This is a genomic window from Cupriavidus sp. WGlv3, from assembly GCF_023952475.1.
GTDB lineage: Bacteria > Pseudomonadota > Gammaproteobacteria > Burkholderiales > Burkholderiaceae > Cupriavidus > Cupriavidus phytorum.
In genome coordinates this window covers 100,105-112,979 of record NZ_JALHRX010000011.1, presented here as the reverse complement: position 1 = coordinate 112,979, position 12,875 = coordinate 100,105, and the positions used below count along the sequence as shown (strand labels likewise).

Sequence of the window (12,875 nt, the reverse complement as noted above, 5' to 3'; positions counted from 1 at the left end):
TGAAGCCGGCCGGCGCCCGCGCGCTGCCGGCACCTGCGTATCAGAGAATCCGGCGCACGTCGTCGACGTTGGCGGTCTGGCCGTCGCCCAGGTCCACCAGCACGCCGCTGGCGTCGCCGCTGATGCTCTCGACCTTGCCGTACACCAGCGCCACCGGCTGCACCGAGGTGCCGTTGGCGGTGGCGGTCACCTTGAAGGTGTAGTCGCCGTCGGCCACCGCCACGCCGGCGTTGTTCTTGCCGTCCCACGCGATGTTGTGCACGCCCGCGGTCTGGCCCTTCATGTCGATGGTGCGCACCACGTTGCCGTCCTTGTCGAGCACGTCGACGGTGACCGCGTCCGCGGTCGACGGCAGGTCCACGCCGATCTTGCCCGGCACGCCGCCTTCCACCGATACCTGCTTGCCCGGCACCATCACGGTACGGCCGATCAGCGCGGCCGAATCCATCGCGCGGCTGGCGCTGACCTGCCCAAGCAACTGCGACAGCGTCGCGTTCATGGTCTGCATGCCGCTGACCGTGCTGATCTGCGCCAGCTGCGACGTCAGCTGCGCGTTGTCCATCGGGTTGAGCGGATCCTGGTTGTTCATCTGCGTGACGAGCATGGTCAGGAAGTTGTTCTGCAGCTCGGACGCGCTGGCGCTGCCGCTCTTGAGTGCGTCGTTGATGCCTTGCGTGTTGCTGCCTACCGGTGGGGTGGTGGTCATGTCAGTTGATTGTGTGCGAGATGCGGATGGAGCCGTTGCCGTGATGGGCCGGGGCGTTTTACTGGCCGATCGTCAGCGTCTTCAGCATCATGTTCTTGGCGGTGTTGAGCACTTCCACGTTGGCCTGGTAGGAACGCGAGGCCGAGATCATGTTGACCATCTCCTCCACCGGGTTGACGTTGGGCATCACCACATAGCCCTGCGCATTGGCCATCGGATGCGTGGGGTTGTGCACCATGCGCGGGGGCGACGGATCCTCGCTCACGCCCTGCACCTGCACGCCGCCGATATCGGTCTGTCCCGGCGTGGGCGCCATGCCGAACACCACCTGCTTGGCGCGGTAGGCCTGCCCGTCGGGGCTGACCACGCTGTCGGCGTTGGCCAGGTTGGACGCGGTCACGTTCATGCGCTGCGACTGCGCGGCCATGGCCGAGCCCGCGACGTCGAAGATGTTCATTGCCGGCATGGGTTCGCTCCTGCGTTACTGCTGGATTGCCGCCAGCATGGTCTTGATCTTGGAATTCATCACCGTCAGGCCAGACTCGAAGTGCACGGCGTTGTCTGCGAAGGCCACGCGTTCGGTGTCCATTTCCACGGTATTGCCATCCACACTGGACTGCAGCGGGATGCGGTAGGCCAGGTCGAATTCCTCGCGGCCCGGCGCCTGCGCGGGCAGGTGGCGCACCGAGGTGGTCGACAGCGACATGCCCTCGTTGCGGTGGCCGCGCTCGACGGTCTGCGCCAGAGTGCTGGAGAAATCAAAGTCGCGCGCCTTGTAGCCGGGCGTGTCCGCGTGCGCGATGTTCGAGGCAATCACCGACTGCCGCTGGTTGCGCAGGCTCAGCGCTTCCTGCTGGAAACGTAGCGCCGCATCAAGTCTGTCAATCATCTGCATCTCCCTGCTGGGCAAGCGCTCCCGCAATCGGAGCGCACGTGGCTTCTTCAGGGTTGGCATCTTAGGCGGGGAGCTGTCACGCCAATCGGATGAATAAGGACGGGAAATCCGCGCATTTCGGCCCGCCCGCGCGCGGGGCGCTGCCTACAATGGGCCCCGATGACAGATGTATACGGCGCGCGCAGTCAGTCACGGGGCCGCGCGCCGTCCTTGCCGGGAAGTCCAGATGAAACCCCTTTGCCGCAACGCCCGCCGCCTGGCGCAAGCCGCTCTTGGCGCCTGCCTGCTGGGCGCTTGCCTGCCTGGCGCTGCCGGCGCCGCGCCGGCGCAGGTCACGCCGGTGGCCATGCAGGCGCCGGCCGCGCACGCCGCTGCCAGCCCCTTCACCGAAGACCCCGCGCGGGTCGCCGTCGAGCGCTTCCTGCAGCAGCAAACCGCCGGCCTGCCGGGCAAGGTCAGCGTGCAGGTGGCACCGCCGTCAGGCGGGCGCGCGCCCGAATGCATCGCGCCCGATCCGTTCCTGCCCGCCGGCGCCTCGCCGTGGGGACGCGTTTCGGTAGGCGTGCGCTGCGGCGGCGAGCGGCCCTGGGTGCGCTACATGCAGGCGCGCGTCTCGGTGCTGACCGACTATTACGTGGCCGCGCGCGCGCTGGGCGCGGGCGAGCCGGTCGGCCAGGCCGATGTCGAAATCCGCCAGGGCGACCTGGGCGCGCTGCCGCGCGCGGTGATCACCGACCCGGCCCAGCTTGCAGGCGCCGTCACCGCCAACCGCATCGCCGCTGGCTCGCCGCTGCGCACCGACCTGCTGCGCAAGGCCATCGCCGTGCGCCAGGGCCAGACCGTCACCGTGGCGGTCGAGGGTGAGGCCTTCCAGATCACCAGCGAAGGCAAGGTGCTGGCCGACGCGGCCACCGGCAACACCGTGCAGGTGCGCCTGCGCAGCGGCCAGGTGGTCAATGGCCTGGTCCGCAGCGGCGACACCGTGGTGCTGCAATGACATCGCGGCAAGTGCTGTAACCGTGGCTGGAATGACTGGGTTTCCGGGGCGGGCGGCGTGCGAAAATGCCGCCGCAGCCGCCGCGCAGCGAATCCGGGCCAGGCGCCCTAAAGAATTCGCCGGCGCGTCCGTAATGCCATAGGAAACCAGCAAGGATCGCCCCGTGAAGATCAACCACTCCACCTCGTCCCGTCCGGCCGACGCCGCCGCTGGCGACGCCGCCCGGCCCCAGGCCGCCCCGGCCGCCGCCGCCGATGCGGCCGCGCCGTCCGCCGGCCTGAGCGTCAGCCCGCTGGCCGCCCAGGTGCGCGACATCAGCGCCCGCCTGGCCCAGCCGACTGACGACGATATCGATACCGCCAAGGTCGAAGAAATCCGCCAGGCCATCGCCGAAGGCCGGATCCGCATCGACCCGGGCAAGATTGCCGATGGCCTGCTCGCCACCCTGCGCGAGCTCGGCCAGGCCGACGCCAAATAGCCATCATGAGCCAGAGCCTGATCCAGTCCCTGCAGCGCGAAACCGAAGGCATCCAGGCCTTCGGCCAACTCCTCGCCGAAGAGCGCGACGCCCTCAAGCGGGGCGACTTCCAGTCCCTGAGCGGACTGCTGACGCGCAAGGTCGAACTGGGCCAGGCTTTGTCCCGCCAACTCAAGGCCCGCGAAGCCCAGATGGGCGCGCTGGGCCTGCGCGCGGGCCCGGAAGGGCAACTGCTGGGGCGCCAGGTCGAACCGGCGGTGGCCGATGCCTGGCGCGGACTGATCTTCGCCGCCCGCACCGCGCGTGACACCAATGCGCTCAACGGGGCGGTGGTTGACGCCCATCTCGACTTCACCCGCGAGGCCATCCAGGCGCTGCGCCAGCATAGTGGCGGGGATGCGGGGTTGTATGGGAAGGATGGGAAGGCGGCGGCGGGCGTGGGTGGGGTTAGTCTGGCGGCCGGGTAAGCACGTCTCACATCCGCAGGGGTTCGCCTGCGGTCACAAAATGTTCCATTTTTTCGTCACTTGCTTGAAACCAACGAAAAAACGGAACATACTGTGGCCGTCATGCCGCACAACCGCCAAACCCAACGCGTCCTTGACCTGGCCTCCAGGAAAGGCATGCTGCGCCCCGCCGATCTCGACAACATCGAAGTCCCGCGGGTCATCCTAAGCCGCATGGTCGGCGCCGGGCTGCTCGAAAGAATCGATCGGGGCATCTACCGGCTGTCGAATGATCCACGCTCGGAGCACGAGGGGCTTGCCGCCATTGCCACCCGGGTGCCGCAAGCTGTCTTCTGCCTGCTGACAGCGCTCCAGTTCCATGGCCTGACCACGCAACTTCCGCGCGAAGTCTGGATTGCGATGCCGCGAGGCAGCCATGCGCCAAGAATCGATTTTCCACCGATCAAGATGATCCAGGTTGCCGACGATGTCTTCTCGGCAGGCATCGACGTGGTCGAACACGGCGGGATCCCACTGCGGGTCTATAGCGCTGCCCGAACGGTGGCAGATTGCTTCAAGCACCGCAACAAGGTAGGCCTCGACGTGGCACTGGAAGCCCTCAGGGATGCGCGGGCACAGCAGAAGGCATCGGCGGACGACCTCTGGCGCTATGCCAAGATTTGCCGTGTCGCCAACGTCATGCGCCCGTACCTTGAGGCTGTCGAATGATCAGCGACCTTGCCGAATCGGTGCGCGCGCGATTGCTGAACATCGCCAAAGCGCAAAGGGCGGATTTCAACCAGGTGCTGGTGCGTTATGCGCTGGAACGCATGCTCTATCGGCTAAGCCAGTCGCCGCATGGCGAGCGCTTTGTGCTCAAGGGCGCCTTGCTGTTCACGCTCTGGTACGACATGCCGCATCGCGCTACCCGCGATGCCGACTTCCTTGGTTTCGGAGCGAGCGATCTGGCATCGATCGCCAAAACGTTCCGGGACATCGCGACTGTCAGCGCCGACGATGGCATGACCTTCGATCCGGCATCGGTGACCACGGAGGAAATTCGCAAGGATGCGGGCTACGCCGGCGCGCGCGTCTTGCTTACCGGGGAACTGGCGCGGGCACGATGCCGGGTGCAAGTCGATATCGGGTTCGGTGATGCCATCACACCGGGGCCGGTCGACGCGGCCTATCCGGTCCTGCTCGACGATCTGCCGGCGCCGCGGCTACGCACGTATCCGGTCTACACGGTCGTTTCCGAAAAACTGCATGCCATTGCATTGCTTGGCATGGCGAACAGCAGGCTAAAGGACTATTTCGACCTGGCCATCCTGCTGGGTCGCGAGACACTCGATGCAGAGATCCTCGCACGCGCGGTGGCAGCGACTTTCACCAGACGCGGCATGCCGGTTCCCGGTGCGCTGCCGCTTGGACTGACCGGAGAATTCTCCACGGATCCGTCGCGGCAGGCGCTGTGGCAAGCGTTTCTGAAGAAGAACTCGCTCACATGGGAAACGCTGCCAGACACCGTTGCAGCGTTGCGAACGGCCCTGGAGCCGGTCCTGATTCGCGCCTGCGTGCTCGCAGGTCAGCAAGCCTGACCCGGAGGCTTTCCACGGGCGCTCTGTTTGCTCCCCTCTCCCGCAAGCGGGAGAGGGAGTACACAAGCGGGAATTGGGAAGCTCGATGGGTATTGCCTGGGCCCAAAGCAGCAAGGTCCTACCGAAACCCCACCACCACCTCATTACTCCGCCCCTGCAACACCGGCACCAGGCTCCCCTGCCCCGGCACCCGGAACGCAAACACAAAACCCTTGGTGGCATCGTCGCCGAAGAACGCATCGGTCTTGCCCTCGGCCTGCGTCAGCAGCACGCAGCGTTGCGCATTGCAAAGATAGGCCTGCAGTTCCGCCGGCGGCGTCTTGGCGAAGCTGTAGCGCCAGCGCACGGAGGTAATGACCCCTTCCGATTGCGGCAATACGCCGGTGGGCAAGATCGGCGGCGATACCGCGCGCTGGCCGCGGCCGTGCAGGGCCGGGCCGTTGACCGAGCCGGTCCATGCGTGGCGGGTGCCGGCATCGAAGGCGGCCCATGCGCATGCCGATACGGCAGCCAGCAGCCAGCAAGCGCCACGCGCGGCGCGCGCCTTGGCTGGCATCACAGCAAGCCGCGCAACTGGCTGCGCAGCCGGTTGATGGCCTGGCCGCGGATCTGGCATACGCGCGATTCGGTCACGTCGAGCACCGCGCCGATTTCGCGCAGGTTCAGTTCCTGGTCGTAGCACAGCGACAGCACCAGCTTTTCGCGCTCGGGCAGGCGCTCGATGGCGCGGACCAGTGCCTGGCGCATGCCGCTTTCCATCAGCACGGTCAGCGGGTTGCCGTCGTCGCTGCCGCCGAGGTGGCGGTCGAGGAAGTCTTCTTCGCCGGAACGCTCGAAGTCTTCATAGTGCAGCAACTGGCAGCCATAGACCTCGTTGAGCAGCAGCTGGTATTCGTCCAGCGGCATTTCCATGGCCTCGGCCACTTCGGAGTCGATCGGCGTGCGGCCGAGCTTCTGTTCCAGGTTGCGCTGGGTGCGTTCGATGCGGCGGGTGAACTGGCGCAGGCTGCGCGATTGCCAGTCGTTGGCGCGCACCTCGTCGAGCATGGCGCCGCGGATGCGCTGGCTGGCGTAGGTCTCGAAGCGCGCGCCGTGGGTGTCTTCATAGCGCTTGGCGGCGTCGAGCAGGCCGATCATGCCGGCCTGGATCAGGTCGTCGATCTGCACGCTGGCGGGCAGCCGCGCGGCAAGCTGCAGCGCGATGCGGCGCACCAGCTGGGCGTGCGCCTTGACCACATCGGCCTGTTCGAGCTTTCCCTGGATCGTGTACATGGTGCAATTCTCGTGACTGCTGGATGGCTGGACCGGCACGCTGTTGCGTGCCGGCTGGCTCAGGGTGTGGTGGTTTCTGGTGGCATGGCTGGCAGGCTCAGGCCATGGCGGGCGCGGCTGCTGGCGCGGCGGCATCCGCGCGCAACGGCCAGGCGCCGATACCGCCGGCGCTGCGGCGCAGGGCCGCGGTGGCCGGCGCGGCCGGGAAGGCATCGACCACGCAGCGGCCCAGCTGCGCGGCGCGCGCCACCAGCGGATCCGCCGGCAGCCAGCCCGCGCACAGCACTTCGACGCCGAGGTACTGGCTGGCGGTGCGCGCCAGGTTGCGCAGGATGGCCTGCACCGTGGCTTCGCTGGCCGCCAGGTTGACGATCAGGTGGAACTGGCGCCACGCATACAGGTGGTGCAGCCGCTTGATGCAGGCGTAGGCGGCGGTGATCGACGCCAGCTCCGGGCGCATCACCACCAGCACGTTATGCGCATCGCCCGCCAGCGGTGACAGCGCGCCGTCGGCGTCGAGGCCGGCATCGACCAGCACGCTGCGGAAATCGTTCGTCGCGGCCGGCGGCAAGGCAGCGCCCGGCACCGGCCGGCCCGCCGGCAGCACCGACAGCACGCCTTGCGGGCTCACGCCCGCCGCGGCCTCCAGCGACAGCCGGCCCGCGTGGACGTCAGCCAGCGTGCCCGCCGGCCTGGCGCCGGACCAGCGCGTGGCACGGGCGTTGGTGTCTTCGTCGACCAGCAGCACGCGCTCGCCCTGCAGCGCCAGCGCATGCGACAAACCCAGCGCGACGGTCGTGGCACCCGCGCCGCGTTCGCTGGCGAGCACGGCGATGCGGCGCGTGGTGCGCGGCGCCAGCATGCGGCGCAGGCTCGCGGCCTGGTCCATGGCGAGGGCGCTCACTGCAGGGCCTCCGCGGCGGCAGCGGGCGCGGCGTTGCCGCGGCCCGGATAGTTTTCCAGCACGTCGAGCAACGCCAGCATGCGGCCCATGCCTTCATTGAGCACGGTGCCCGGCACCGGCACGCCCGGGCGCACCGCACGGCCGGCCAGGCGCGCCAGGAACGCGGGCGCGGCCGCGGTGGGCGCGTGTTCCAGGCGCAGCACCGACAAGCCCAGCTGCAGCGCAGCCACGGCGGCGGCATCGTGCGCATCCCGTGCGTCCTGCGCGAAATGGTCGATGGCGTGGCGCAGCGTGCGCAGGCCCGCCTCGGCCGCATCGGTCCACAAGGCCCAGCGCGTCACCTGCGCGGCATCCTGCGCCAGCGCCGGATCGCACAGCAGATAGCGCGTATCGAGCAGCTCGCCGGTGGCGCGGTCGGCCAGGCGGGCCACCACCAGGCAGGCGTCGATGCCGCCTTCGGGCGTGCCCTTGCCGCGCACCGGGCTGTCCGGCACGCGCACGTCGGCAGTCGCCAGCCAGCGCACGGCATCGCGCTCGCGCACGGTGTCTTCGCCGACGGCATGGAAGGTCAGCGTATCCGCCAGCGCATCCAGCTTCCACGCGGTGCCGGCGCTGACCACGCGCGCGGTCTTGCGCGCGCTGGACACCCAGCGCTCGCCGGCCAGCTGCCAGCGCGCCAGCGTGGCGGCAGACGGCAGCGCCTCTGCCAGGTTGACGACCTTGCGCGCGGCGCTCATCGCGGCGCGCAGGTTGGCGGCATCGGCTTCGGCTTCGCCTAGCGGCTGGCCGGCACGGCCCGTGGGCGTGACGGCGGCGGCCAGTGGCATGCCGTTGCGGTCGGCCAGCCACAGCGTGTGCTGGATCGGCTGGGGCGAGCGGCGCCCCGGCACGGCCACCTGCAGCGTGGCGGCGACCGCAAGCACGTACTGGTCGCACTGGCGCGTCACGTCACGGCACACCGCTTCGCGCACCTGCTGCGACATCGCGCGCAGGGCCGGCGCGCCGGCGCCGCGCTGCTGCCACAGCGAGCGGGCCAGGTCGAAGCCCAGCCCCGCGCCGTTGAGTTCGGCCACGCACTGGCCGAGCGCGTCGGCGCTATCGGTCAGCGAGCGCAGCACGTCGGTGGCGCCACCGCGCGCGGTGGTCTCGTCCCACGCGCCAGCGGCGGCACGGCGCGCTGCATCGGCGTCGGCAAACACCGAACCGCGGCGCGGCGTCAGGAAGGCGCGCTCGACCAGCGCGGTGCTGTTGGCCAACTCCAGGTGCTCGGGCACGCGCTGCCCGGTGGAGGCATAGAACACCGGCAGCCGGTGGCGGATCACCACGTCCAGCACCGATCCCAGATGCGTGGCTTCATCCAGCTTGCTGATGATGCAGCCGTCGATGCCGCCGCCATCCGGCGCGGCGTCATGGCGGTAGGCGTGCACCACTTCATTGAGGGTATCGCCGTGGCTGGCGCCGTTGAGCAGCAGCACGCGCTGCACCGGCGCGGGCACGCCGGCCAGCATCGCGATCTGTTCCGACAGGCTGCGGTCGCGCTGGCTCATGCCGACGGTGTCGATGATGACCAGGTGCTTGTCTTTCATCGCCGCCAGCGCGAAGCGCAGGTCGGCGGCGTCTTTCACGGCATGCACCGGCACGCCGAGGATGTCGCCATAGATGCGCAGCTGCTCATGGGCGCCGATGCGGAAGCTGTCGGTGGTCAGCAGCGCCAGCTTGTCGGCGCCGTGGCGCAGCACGTAGCGCGCTGCCAGCTTTGCCGTGGTGGTGGTCTTGCCTACGCCGGTGGGGCCCACCAGCGCCAGCACGCCGCCCTGCGCGAACAGGTGGTCCTCGTCGGCCAGCACCGGCAGCTTGCTGGCCAGCTCGCCGCGAATCCAGCCCATGGCCGCGGGCCGGTCGTAGCCCAGCGGCAGCCGCGCCAGCAGCGTACGCGCCAGTTGCCCGGAGAAGCCCGCGCCGACCATCCATTCGAACAGCGATTCGCGCAGCGGGTCGCTCGCGGCCACGCCGTGGGCCGCCGCGCTCGGGGCCACACCGGGCGCCGCGCCGATGCCGGCCAGCTGCCGCTCCAGCATCGCGCGCATCGATTGCAGCTCGCCGCGCAGGTCGCCGATGGCGGCGGGCTCAGGTGCCGGTACCTGCGCCGGTGCGGGCGGCACATACACCTGCGCGCCGGCCGACACGCTGCCCAGATCGGTATCGCGCATGGCAACGATCTCGACCCCGCCCTCGACGGTGCGGTTCGACAGCACCACGGCGTCAGGGCCCATGGCTTCGCGCACCTGGCGCATGGCTTCGCGGCCGTTGGCCGCGACAAACTTGGCTACGCTCATCGTTGACTCCTCACGCGCCGATCATGGCGGTGATGCGGATATTGCGGTTGTCCGGCACCTCGGCGTGCGACAGCACCCGCAGCTGCGGCATGGTCCGGCGCAGGAAGCGCGCCATCAGCGGACGCAGCTGCGACGGCACCAGCAGCACCGGATCCATGCCCAGCTGCTCCTGGCGCGTGACCGCGCCCTGGGTCTGCTGCAGCAGCGCGTCGGCCAGGCCCGGCTCGATGCCGCCGCCGTTGGTCAGCGCCTGCGACAGCACGCGCTCCAGGCCGGCGTCGAGGCCGATCACCTGCAGGTCGGCATTGTTCGGGAACAGCTGCTGCGTGATGGCGCGGCCCAGCGCCACGCGGACCATCGCGGTCAGCTCGTTGGGGTCGCTGATCTTGGGCGCGTGCTCGGCCACCACATCGAGGATGGTGCGCATGTCGCGGATCGGCACGCCTTCGTCCAGCAGGTTCTGCAGGATCTTCTGCAGCGCCGTGAGCGAAATCGTCTTCGGCACCAGGTCTTCGGTCAGCTTGGGCGAATCCTTGGCGATGCGATCCAGCAGCGCCTGCACTTCCTGGCGGCCCAGCAGTTCGGCCGCGTGCATGTGGATCAGGTGGTTCAGGTGCGTGGCCACCACGGTGCTGGCATCGACCACGGTGTAGCCGTACGCCTGCGCCTGTTCCTTGATGCCGGCGTCGATCCACACCGCCGGCAGGCCGAAGGCGGGATCGCGCGTGGCCGCGCCGGGCAGCGTGCCGCTGACCTGGCCCGGGTTGATCGCCATCCACTGGCCCGGCATGGCCTCGCCGCGGCCGATCTCCACGCCCTTGAGCGTGATGCGGTAGGCGTTGGGCTTCAGTTCCAGGTTGTCGCGGATATGCACCACCGGCACCAGGAAGCCGATCTCCTGCGCCACCTTCTTGCGGATGCTCTTGATGCGGCCCAGCAGCTCGCCGTCCTGCGCGCGGTCCACCAGCGTGATCAGGCGGTAGCCCACCTCCATGCCGAGCGGGTCCACCAGCGTGACGTCGTCCCAGCTGGCTTCGGTCGATTCCTGCGCCACCGCCGGGGTGCGCTCTTCGCGCTGTTTGGTCTGCGCCTGCGTGGCCGCGCGGCGCGCGACGTAGCGGCCCATCCACACCAGCGCGCCCGCCAGCAGCAGGAAGGCAAAGTGCGGCATGCCCGGGATGATGCCCATCAGGCCGATGATGCCCGCGGTCAGGTACAGCACGCGCGGGTTGGCGAAGAGCTGGCCGGTGAGCTGCTCGCCGACGTCCTGCTCGTTCGACACGCGCGACACGATCACGCCGGCCGCGGTGGAGATCACCAGCGCCGGAATCTGCGCCACCAGGCCATCGCCGATGGTCAGCAGCGTGTAGTTGTGCACGGCGGTGCCGAAGTCCAGGTCGTGCTGGACCATGCCCACCACCATGCCCGCGGCCACGTTGATAAACATGATCAACAGCCCCGCCACCGCATCGCCGCGCACGAACTTGCTGGCACCGTCCATGGCGCCATAGAAGTCGGATTCCTGCGCCACCTCGGCGCGGCGCTTCTTGGCGGCAGCTTCGTCGATCAGGCCGGCGTTCAGGTCGGCGTCGATCGACATCTGCTTGCCCGGCATCGAATCCAGCATGAAGCGCGCGCCGACCTCCGCAATCCGCCCCGCGCCCTTGGTGATCACCATGAAGTTGATCACCACCAGGATGGCGAACACCACGATACCCACGGCAAAGTTGCCGCCCACCAGGAAGTGGCCGAAGGCCTCCACCACCTTGCCGGCCGCGTCCGGGCCGGTATGGCCTTCCAGCAGCACTATGCGCGTGGACGCCACGTTCAGCGACAGCCGCAGCAGCGTGGTGAACAGCAGCACCGCCGGGAACGCCGCGAAATCCAGCGGCTTCTGCGTGTACATGCTGACCAGCAGCACCATGATCGCCAGCGCGATATTGAAGGTGAACAGCAGGTCCAGCACAAGGGCCGGCAGCGGCAGGATCATCATCCCCAGGATCATGATGATCAGCAGCGGCCCCGTCATGGCCTTGAGCTGGCCGGCGGAGCGCAGGCCGGGCAGGTTGAACAGGTTGCTCAGAGCATTCATTCGCGCATTTCCGGTACGGCGAGTTCATCGGGCACGTGCAGCTCCGCCGGCGCCTGCGGCTGCGGGCCCTGCGAGTAGTGCCAGTGCTTCAGTTGATAGACCCAGGCCAGCACTTCGGCCACGGCGGTATAGAGGCCGGCCGGGATTTCCTGGCCCAGTTCCACATGACGATGCAGCGCGCGCGCCAGCGGCGGCGCCGACATCAGCGGCACGCGGTGCTCCGCCGCCAGCGCGCGGATGCGCGCGGCCACGTCGCCCGTGCCCTTGGCCACCACGCGCGGCGCGCCCATGCGCCCTTCCTCATAGCGCAGCGCCACCGCAAAGTGGGTGGGGTTGGTCACCACCACATCGGCCTTGGGCACCTCCGTCATCATGCGGCGGCGCGCCATGGCGCGCTGCTGCTGGCGGATGCGGTTCTTGATATGGGGGTCGCCCTCGCTCTCCTTGAATTCCTGCTTGACCTCTTCCTTGGTCATGCGCAGCTTCTTGAAGAACTCCCAGTACTGCCACGGCACGTCGATGGCCGCCACCACCAGCAGCGACAGCGACACCACCAGGCAGCAGTACATCACCAGGTCCACCATGTGCAGCAGCGCCTCCTGCACCGGCGCATTCATCAGCGCGATGGCCTCGGGCAAGCGGCGCCACAGCACCCAGGCGCCGACCGCGCCCACCAACAGCGACTTGGCCACGGCCTTGAGCAGCTCCACCAGTGAATGCGCGGAGAACATCCGCCCCAGCCCCGCAATCGGCGACAGCCGCGACAACTGCGGCGCGAACGACTTGGCCGAGAACACCCAGCCGCCCAGCAGCAGCGGCGCGGACAGCGCGGCCACGCCGAACAGCAGCAGCAACGGCAGGAAGGCCAGCAGGCTGTCCCACACCATCAGCGCAAAGCGCGACAGCATGCGCGACGGATCGAACGCCGTGGCCGGCTCAAAGCGCAACGCGCCCTGCATCACCTGGTTCAGGCTGCGGCCGAGGTGGCCGCCCAGCGTCCACAGGCCGGTCACGCCGGCAATCAGCATCACGAACGTGGCCAGCTCGCGCGAACGCACCACCTGCCCCTCCTCGCGCGCCTTTTCCAGGCGCCGGGGTGAGGCGGGTTCGGTTTTCTCGAGATCGCTTTCTTCGGACATCCACGCTCCGTG

At 68.8% G+C, this 12,875-nt stretch carries 14 protein-coding genes; 5 read left to right on the top strand and 9 right to left on the bottom strand.

Translation table 11 applies throughout. The features are described 5' to 3' along the window. Positions 1-40: 40 nt before the first annotated feature. Genes flgD through flgB form a run of 3 tightly spaced genes read right to left on the bottom strand, consistent with a single transcriptional unit; the run spans position 41 to position 1,595 of the window. Positions 41-706, bottom strand: coding sequence for a flagellar hook assembly protein FlgD (gene flgD, locus MKD38_RS18860; protein ID WP_062802351.1), 666 nt, complete (start codon positions 704-706; stop codon positions 41-43). 58 nt (positions 707-764) lie between these two features. Continuing rightward, positions 765-1,172, bottom strand: coding sequence for a flagellar basal body rod protein FlgC (flgC, locus tag MKD38_RS18855; protein WP_018006607.1), 408 nt, complete (start codon positions 1,170-1,172; stop codon positions 765-767). A 15-nt stretch (positions 1,173-1,187) separates the two neighbouring features. Further along, entirely contained in the window at positions 1,188-1,595 is a 408-nt protein-coding gene (gene flgB / locus MKD38_RS18850) for a flagellar basal body rod protein FlgB (RefSeq protein ID WP_012355129.1), read from the bottom strand. Positions 1,596-1,827: 232 nt separating this feature from the next. Between flgB and flgA the strand changes: the two genes are divergently transcribed. The 5 genes from flgA to MKD38_RS18825 all read left to right on the top strand — a co-directional run bounded on the left by flgA (position 1,828) and on the right by MKD38_RS18825 (position 5,120). After that, the gene (flgA, locus tag MKD38_RS18845) at positions 1,828-2,598 is read left to right on the top strand and encodes a flagellar basal body P-ring formation chaperone FlgA (protein WP_252678915.1); all 771 of its coding nucleotides are present in this window, start codon (positions 1,828-1,830) and stop codon (positions 2,596-2,598) included. A 163-nt stretch (positions 2,599-2,761) separates the two neighbouring features. Then, on the top strand, positions 2,762-3,076 hold the full coding sequence (gene flgM, locus MKD38_RS18840) for a flagellar biosynthesis anti-sigma factor FlgM (protein WP_252678914.1): 315 nt from the start codon (positions 2,762-2,764) through the stop codon (positions 3,074-3,076). 5 nt (positions 3,077-3,081) lie between these two features. Then, positions 3,082-3,543: a flagellar protein FlgN gene (locus tag MKD38_RS18835; RefSeq protein ID WP_252678911.1), complete on the top strand. Its 462-nt coding sequence runs from the start codon at positions 3,082-3,084 to the stop codon at positions 3,541-3,543. A gap of 102 nt (positions 3,544-3,645) precedes the next feature. Continuing rightward, entirely contained in the window at positions 3,646-4,251 is a 606-nt protein-coding gene (locus MKD38_RS18830) for a type IV toxin-antitoxin system AbiEi family antitoxin domain-containing protein (RefSeq protein WP_256505465.1), read from the top strand. After that, complete coding sequence (locus tag MKD38_RS18825; RefSeq protein ID WP_252678908.1) at positions 4,248-5,120, top strand: nucleotidyl transferase AbiEii/AbiGii toxin family protein; 873 nt, start codon at positions 4,248-4,250, stop codon at positions 5,118-5,120. Before MKD38_RS18830 ends, MKD38_RS18825 begins: the two co-directional genes overlap by 4 nt. Positions 5,121-5,238: 118 nt before the next feature. Here MKD38_RS18825 and MKD38_RS18820 read toward each other — a convergent pair whose 3' ends face one another. The 6 genes from MKD38_RS18820 to flhB form a co-directional block, all read right to left on the bottom strand. Then, entirely contained in the window at positions 5,239-5,676 is a 438-nt protein-coding gene (locus MKD38_RS18820) for a flagellar protein FlhE (protein WP_252678907.1), read from the bottom strand. Further along, positions 5,676-6,392 (bottom strand): RNA polymerase sigma factor FliA, encoded by a 717-nt coding sequence (locus tag MKD38_RS18815; RefSeq protein WP_111521543.1) that lies wholly within the window; start codon positions 6,390-6,392, stop codon positions 5,676-5,678. Before MKD38_RS18815 ends, MKD38_RS18820 begins: the two co-directional genes overlap by 1 nt. Before the next feature lie 97 nt (positions 6,393-6,489). Further along, entirely contained in the window at positions 6,490-7,281 is a 792-nt protein-coding gene (locus MKD38_RS18810; RefSeq protein ID WP_252679061.1) for a MinD/ParA family ATP-binding protein, read from the bottom strand. A gap of 11 nt (positions 7,282-7,292) precedes the next feature. Continuing rightward, on the bottom strand, positions 7,293-9,632 hold the full coding sequence (gene flhF / locus MKD38_RS18805; protein ID WP_252678906.1) for a flagellar biosynthesis GTPase FlhF: 2,340 nt from the start codon (positions 9,630-9,632) through the stop codon (positions 7,293-7,295). Between the two features lie 10 nt (positions 9,633-9,642). Then, the gene (flhA, locus tag MKD38_RS18800; protein ID WP_252678905.1) at positions 9,643-11,724 is read right to left on the bottom strand and encodes a flagellar biosynthesis protein FlhA; all 2,082 of its coding nucleotides are present in this window, start codon (positions 11,722-11,724) and stop codon (positions 9,643-9,645) included. Then, positions 11,721-12,863 carry a flagellar biosynthesis protein FlhB gene (flhB, locus tag MKD38_RS18795; protein ID WP_252678904.1) on the bottom strand — a complete coding sequence of 381 codons (1,143 nt, stop codon included), beginning with the start codon at positions 12,861-12,863 and terminating at the stop codon, positions 11,721-11,723. The genes flhA and flhB overlap by 4 nt, the downstream gene beginning before the upstream one ends. Between the last annotated feature and the right edge of the window lie 12 nt (positions 12,864-12,875).

What these genes read in the sequence shown, in the direction of transcription:
- MKD38_RS18815 (WP_111521543.1), bottom strand. Translation starts at nt 6,392, where the DNA reads ATGTACACGATCCAGGGAAAGCTCGAACAGGCCGATGTGGTCAAGGCG.
- flhB (WP_252678904.1), bottom strand. Translation starts at nt 12,863, where the DNA reads ATGTCCGAAGAAAGCGATCTCGAGAAAACCGAACCCGCCTCACCCCGG.
- flgB (WP_012355129.1), bottom strand. Translation starts at nt 1,595, where the DNA reads ATGATTGACAGACTTGATGCGGCGCTACGTTTCCAGCAGGAAGCGCTG.
- MKD38_RS18825 (WP_252678908.1), top strand. Translation starts at nt 4,248, where the DNA reads ATGATCAGCGACCTTGCCGAATCGGTGCGCGCGCGATTGCTGAACATC.
- MKD38_RS18820 (WP_252678907.1), bottom strand. Translation starts at nt 5,676, where the DNA reads ATGCCAGCCAAGGCGCGCGCCGCGCGTGGCGCTTGCTGGCTGCTGGCT.
- flgD (WP_062802351.1), bottom strand. Translation starts at nt 706, where the DNA reads ATGACCACCACCCCACCGGTAGGCAGCAACACGCAAGGCATCAACGAC.
- flgA (WP_252678915.1), top strand. Translation starts at nt 1,828, where the DNA reads ATGAAACCCCTTTGCCGCAACGCCCGCCGCCTGGCGCAAGCCGCTCTT.
- MKD38_RS18830 (WP_256505465.1), top strand. Translation starts at nt 3,646, where the DNA reads ATGCCGCACAACCGCCAAACCCAACGCGTCCTTGACCTGGCCTCCAGG.
- flhA (WP_252678905.1), bottom strand. Translation starts at nt 11,724, where the DNA reads ATGAATGCTCTGAGCAACCTGTTCAACCTGCCCGGCCTGCGCTCCGCC.
- MKD38_RS18835 (WP_252678911.1), top strand. Translation starts at nt 3,082, where the DNA reads ATGAGCCAGAGCCTGATCCAGTCCCTGCAGCGCGAAACCGAAGGCATC.
- flgC (WP_018006607.1), bottom strand. Translation starts at nt 1,172, where the DNA reads ATGCCGGCAATGAACATCTTCGACGTCGCGGGCTCGGCCATGGCCGCG.
- flhF (WP_252678906.1), bottom strand. Translation starts at nt 9,632, where the DNA reads ATGAGCGTAGCCAAGTTTGTCGCGGCCAACGGCCGCGAAGCCATGCGC.
- MKD38_RS18810 (WP_252679061.1), bottom strand. Translation starts at nt 7,281, where the DNA reads ATGGACCAGGCCGCGAGCCTGCGCCGCATGCTGGCGCCGCGCACCACG.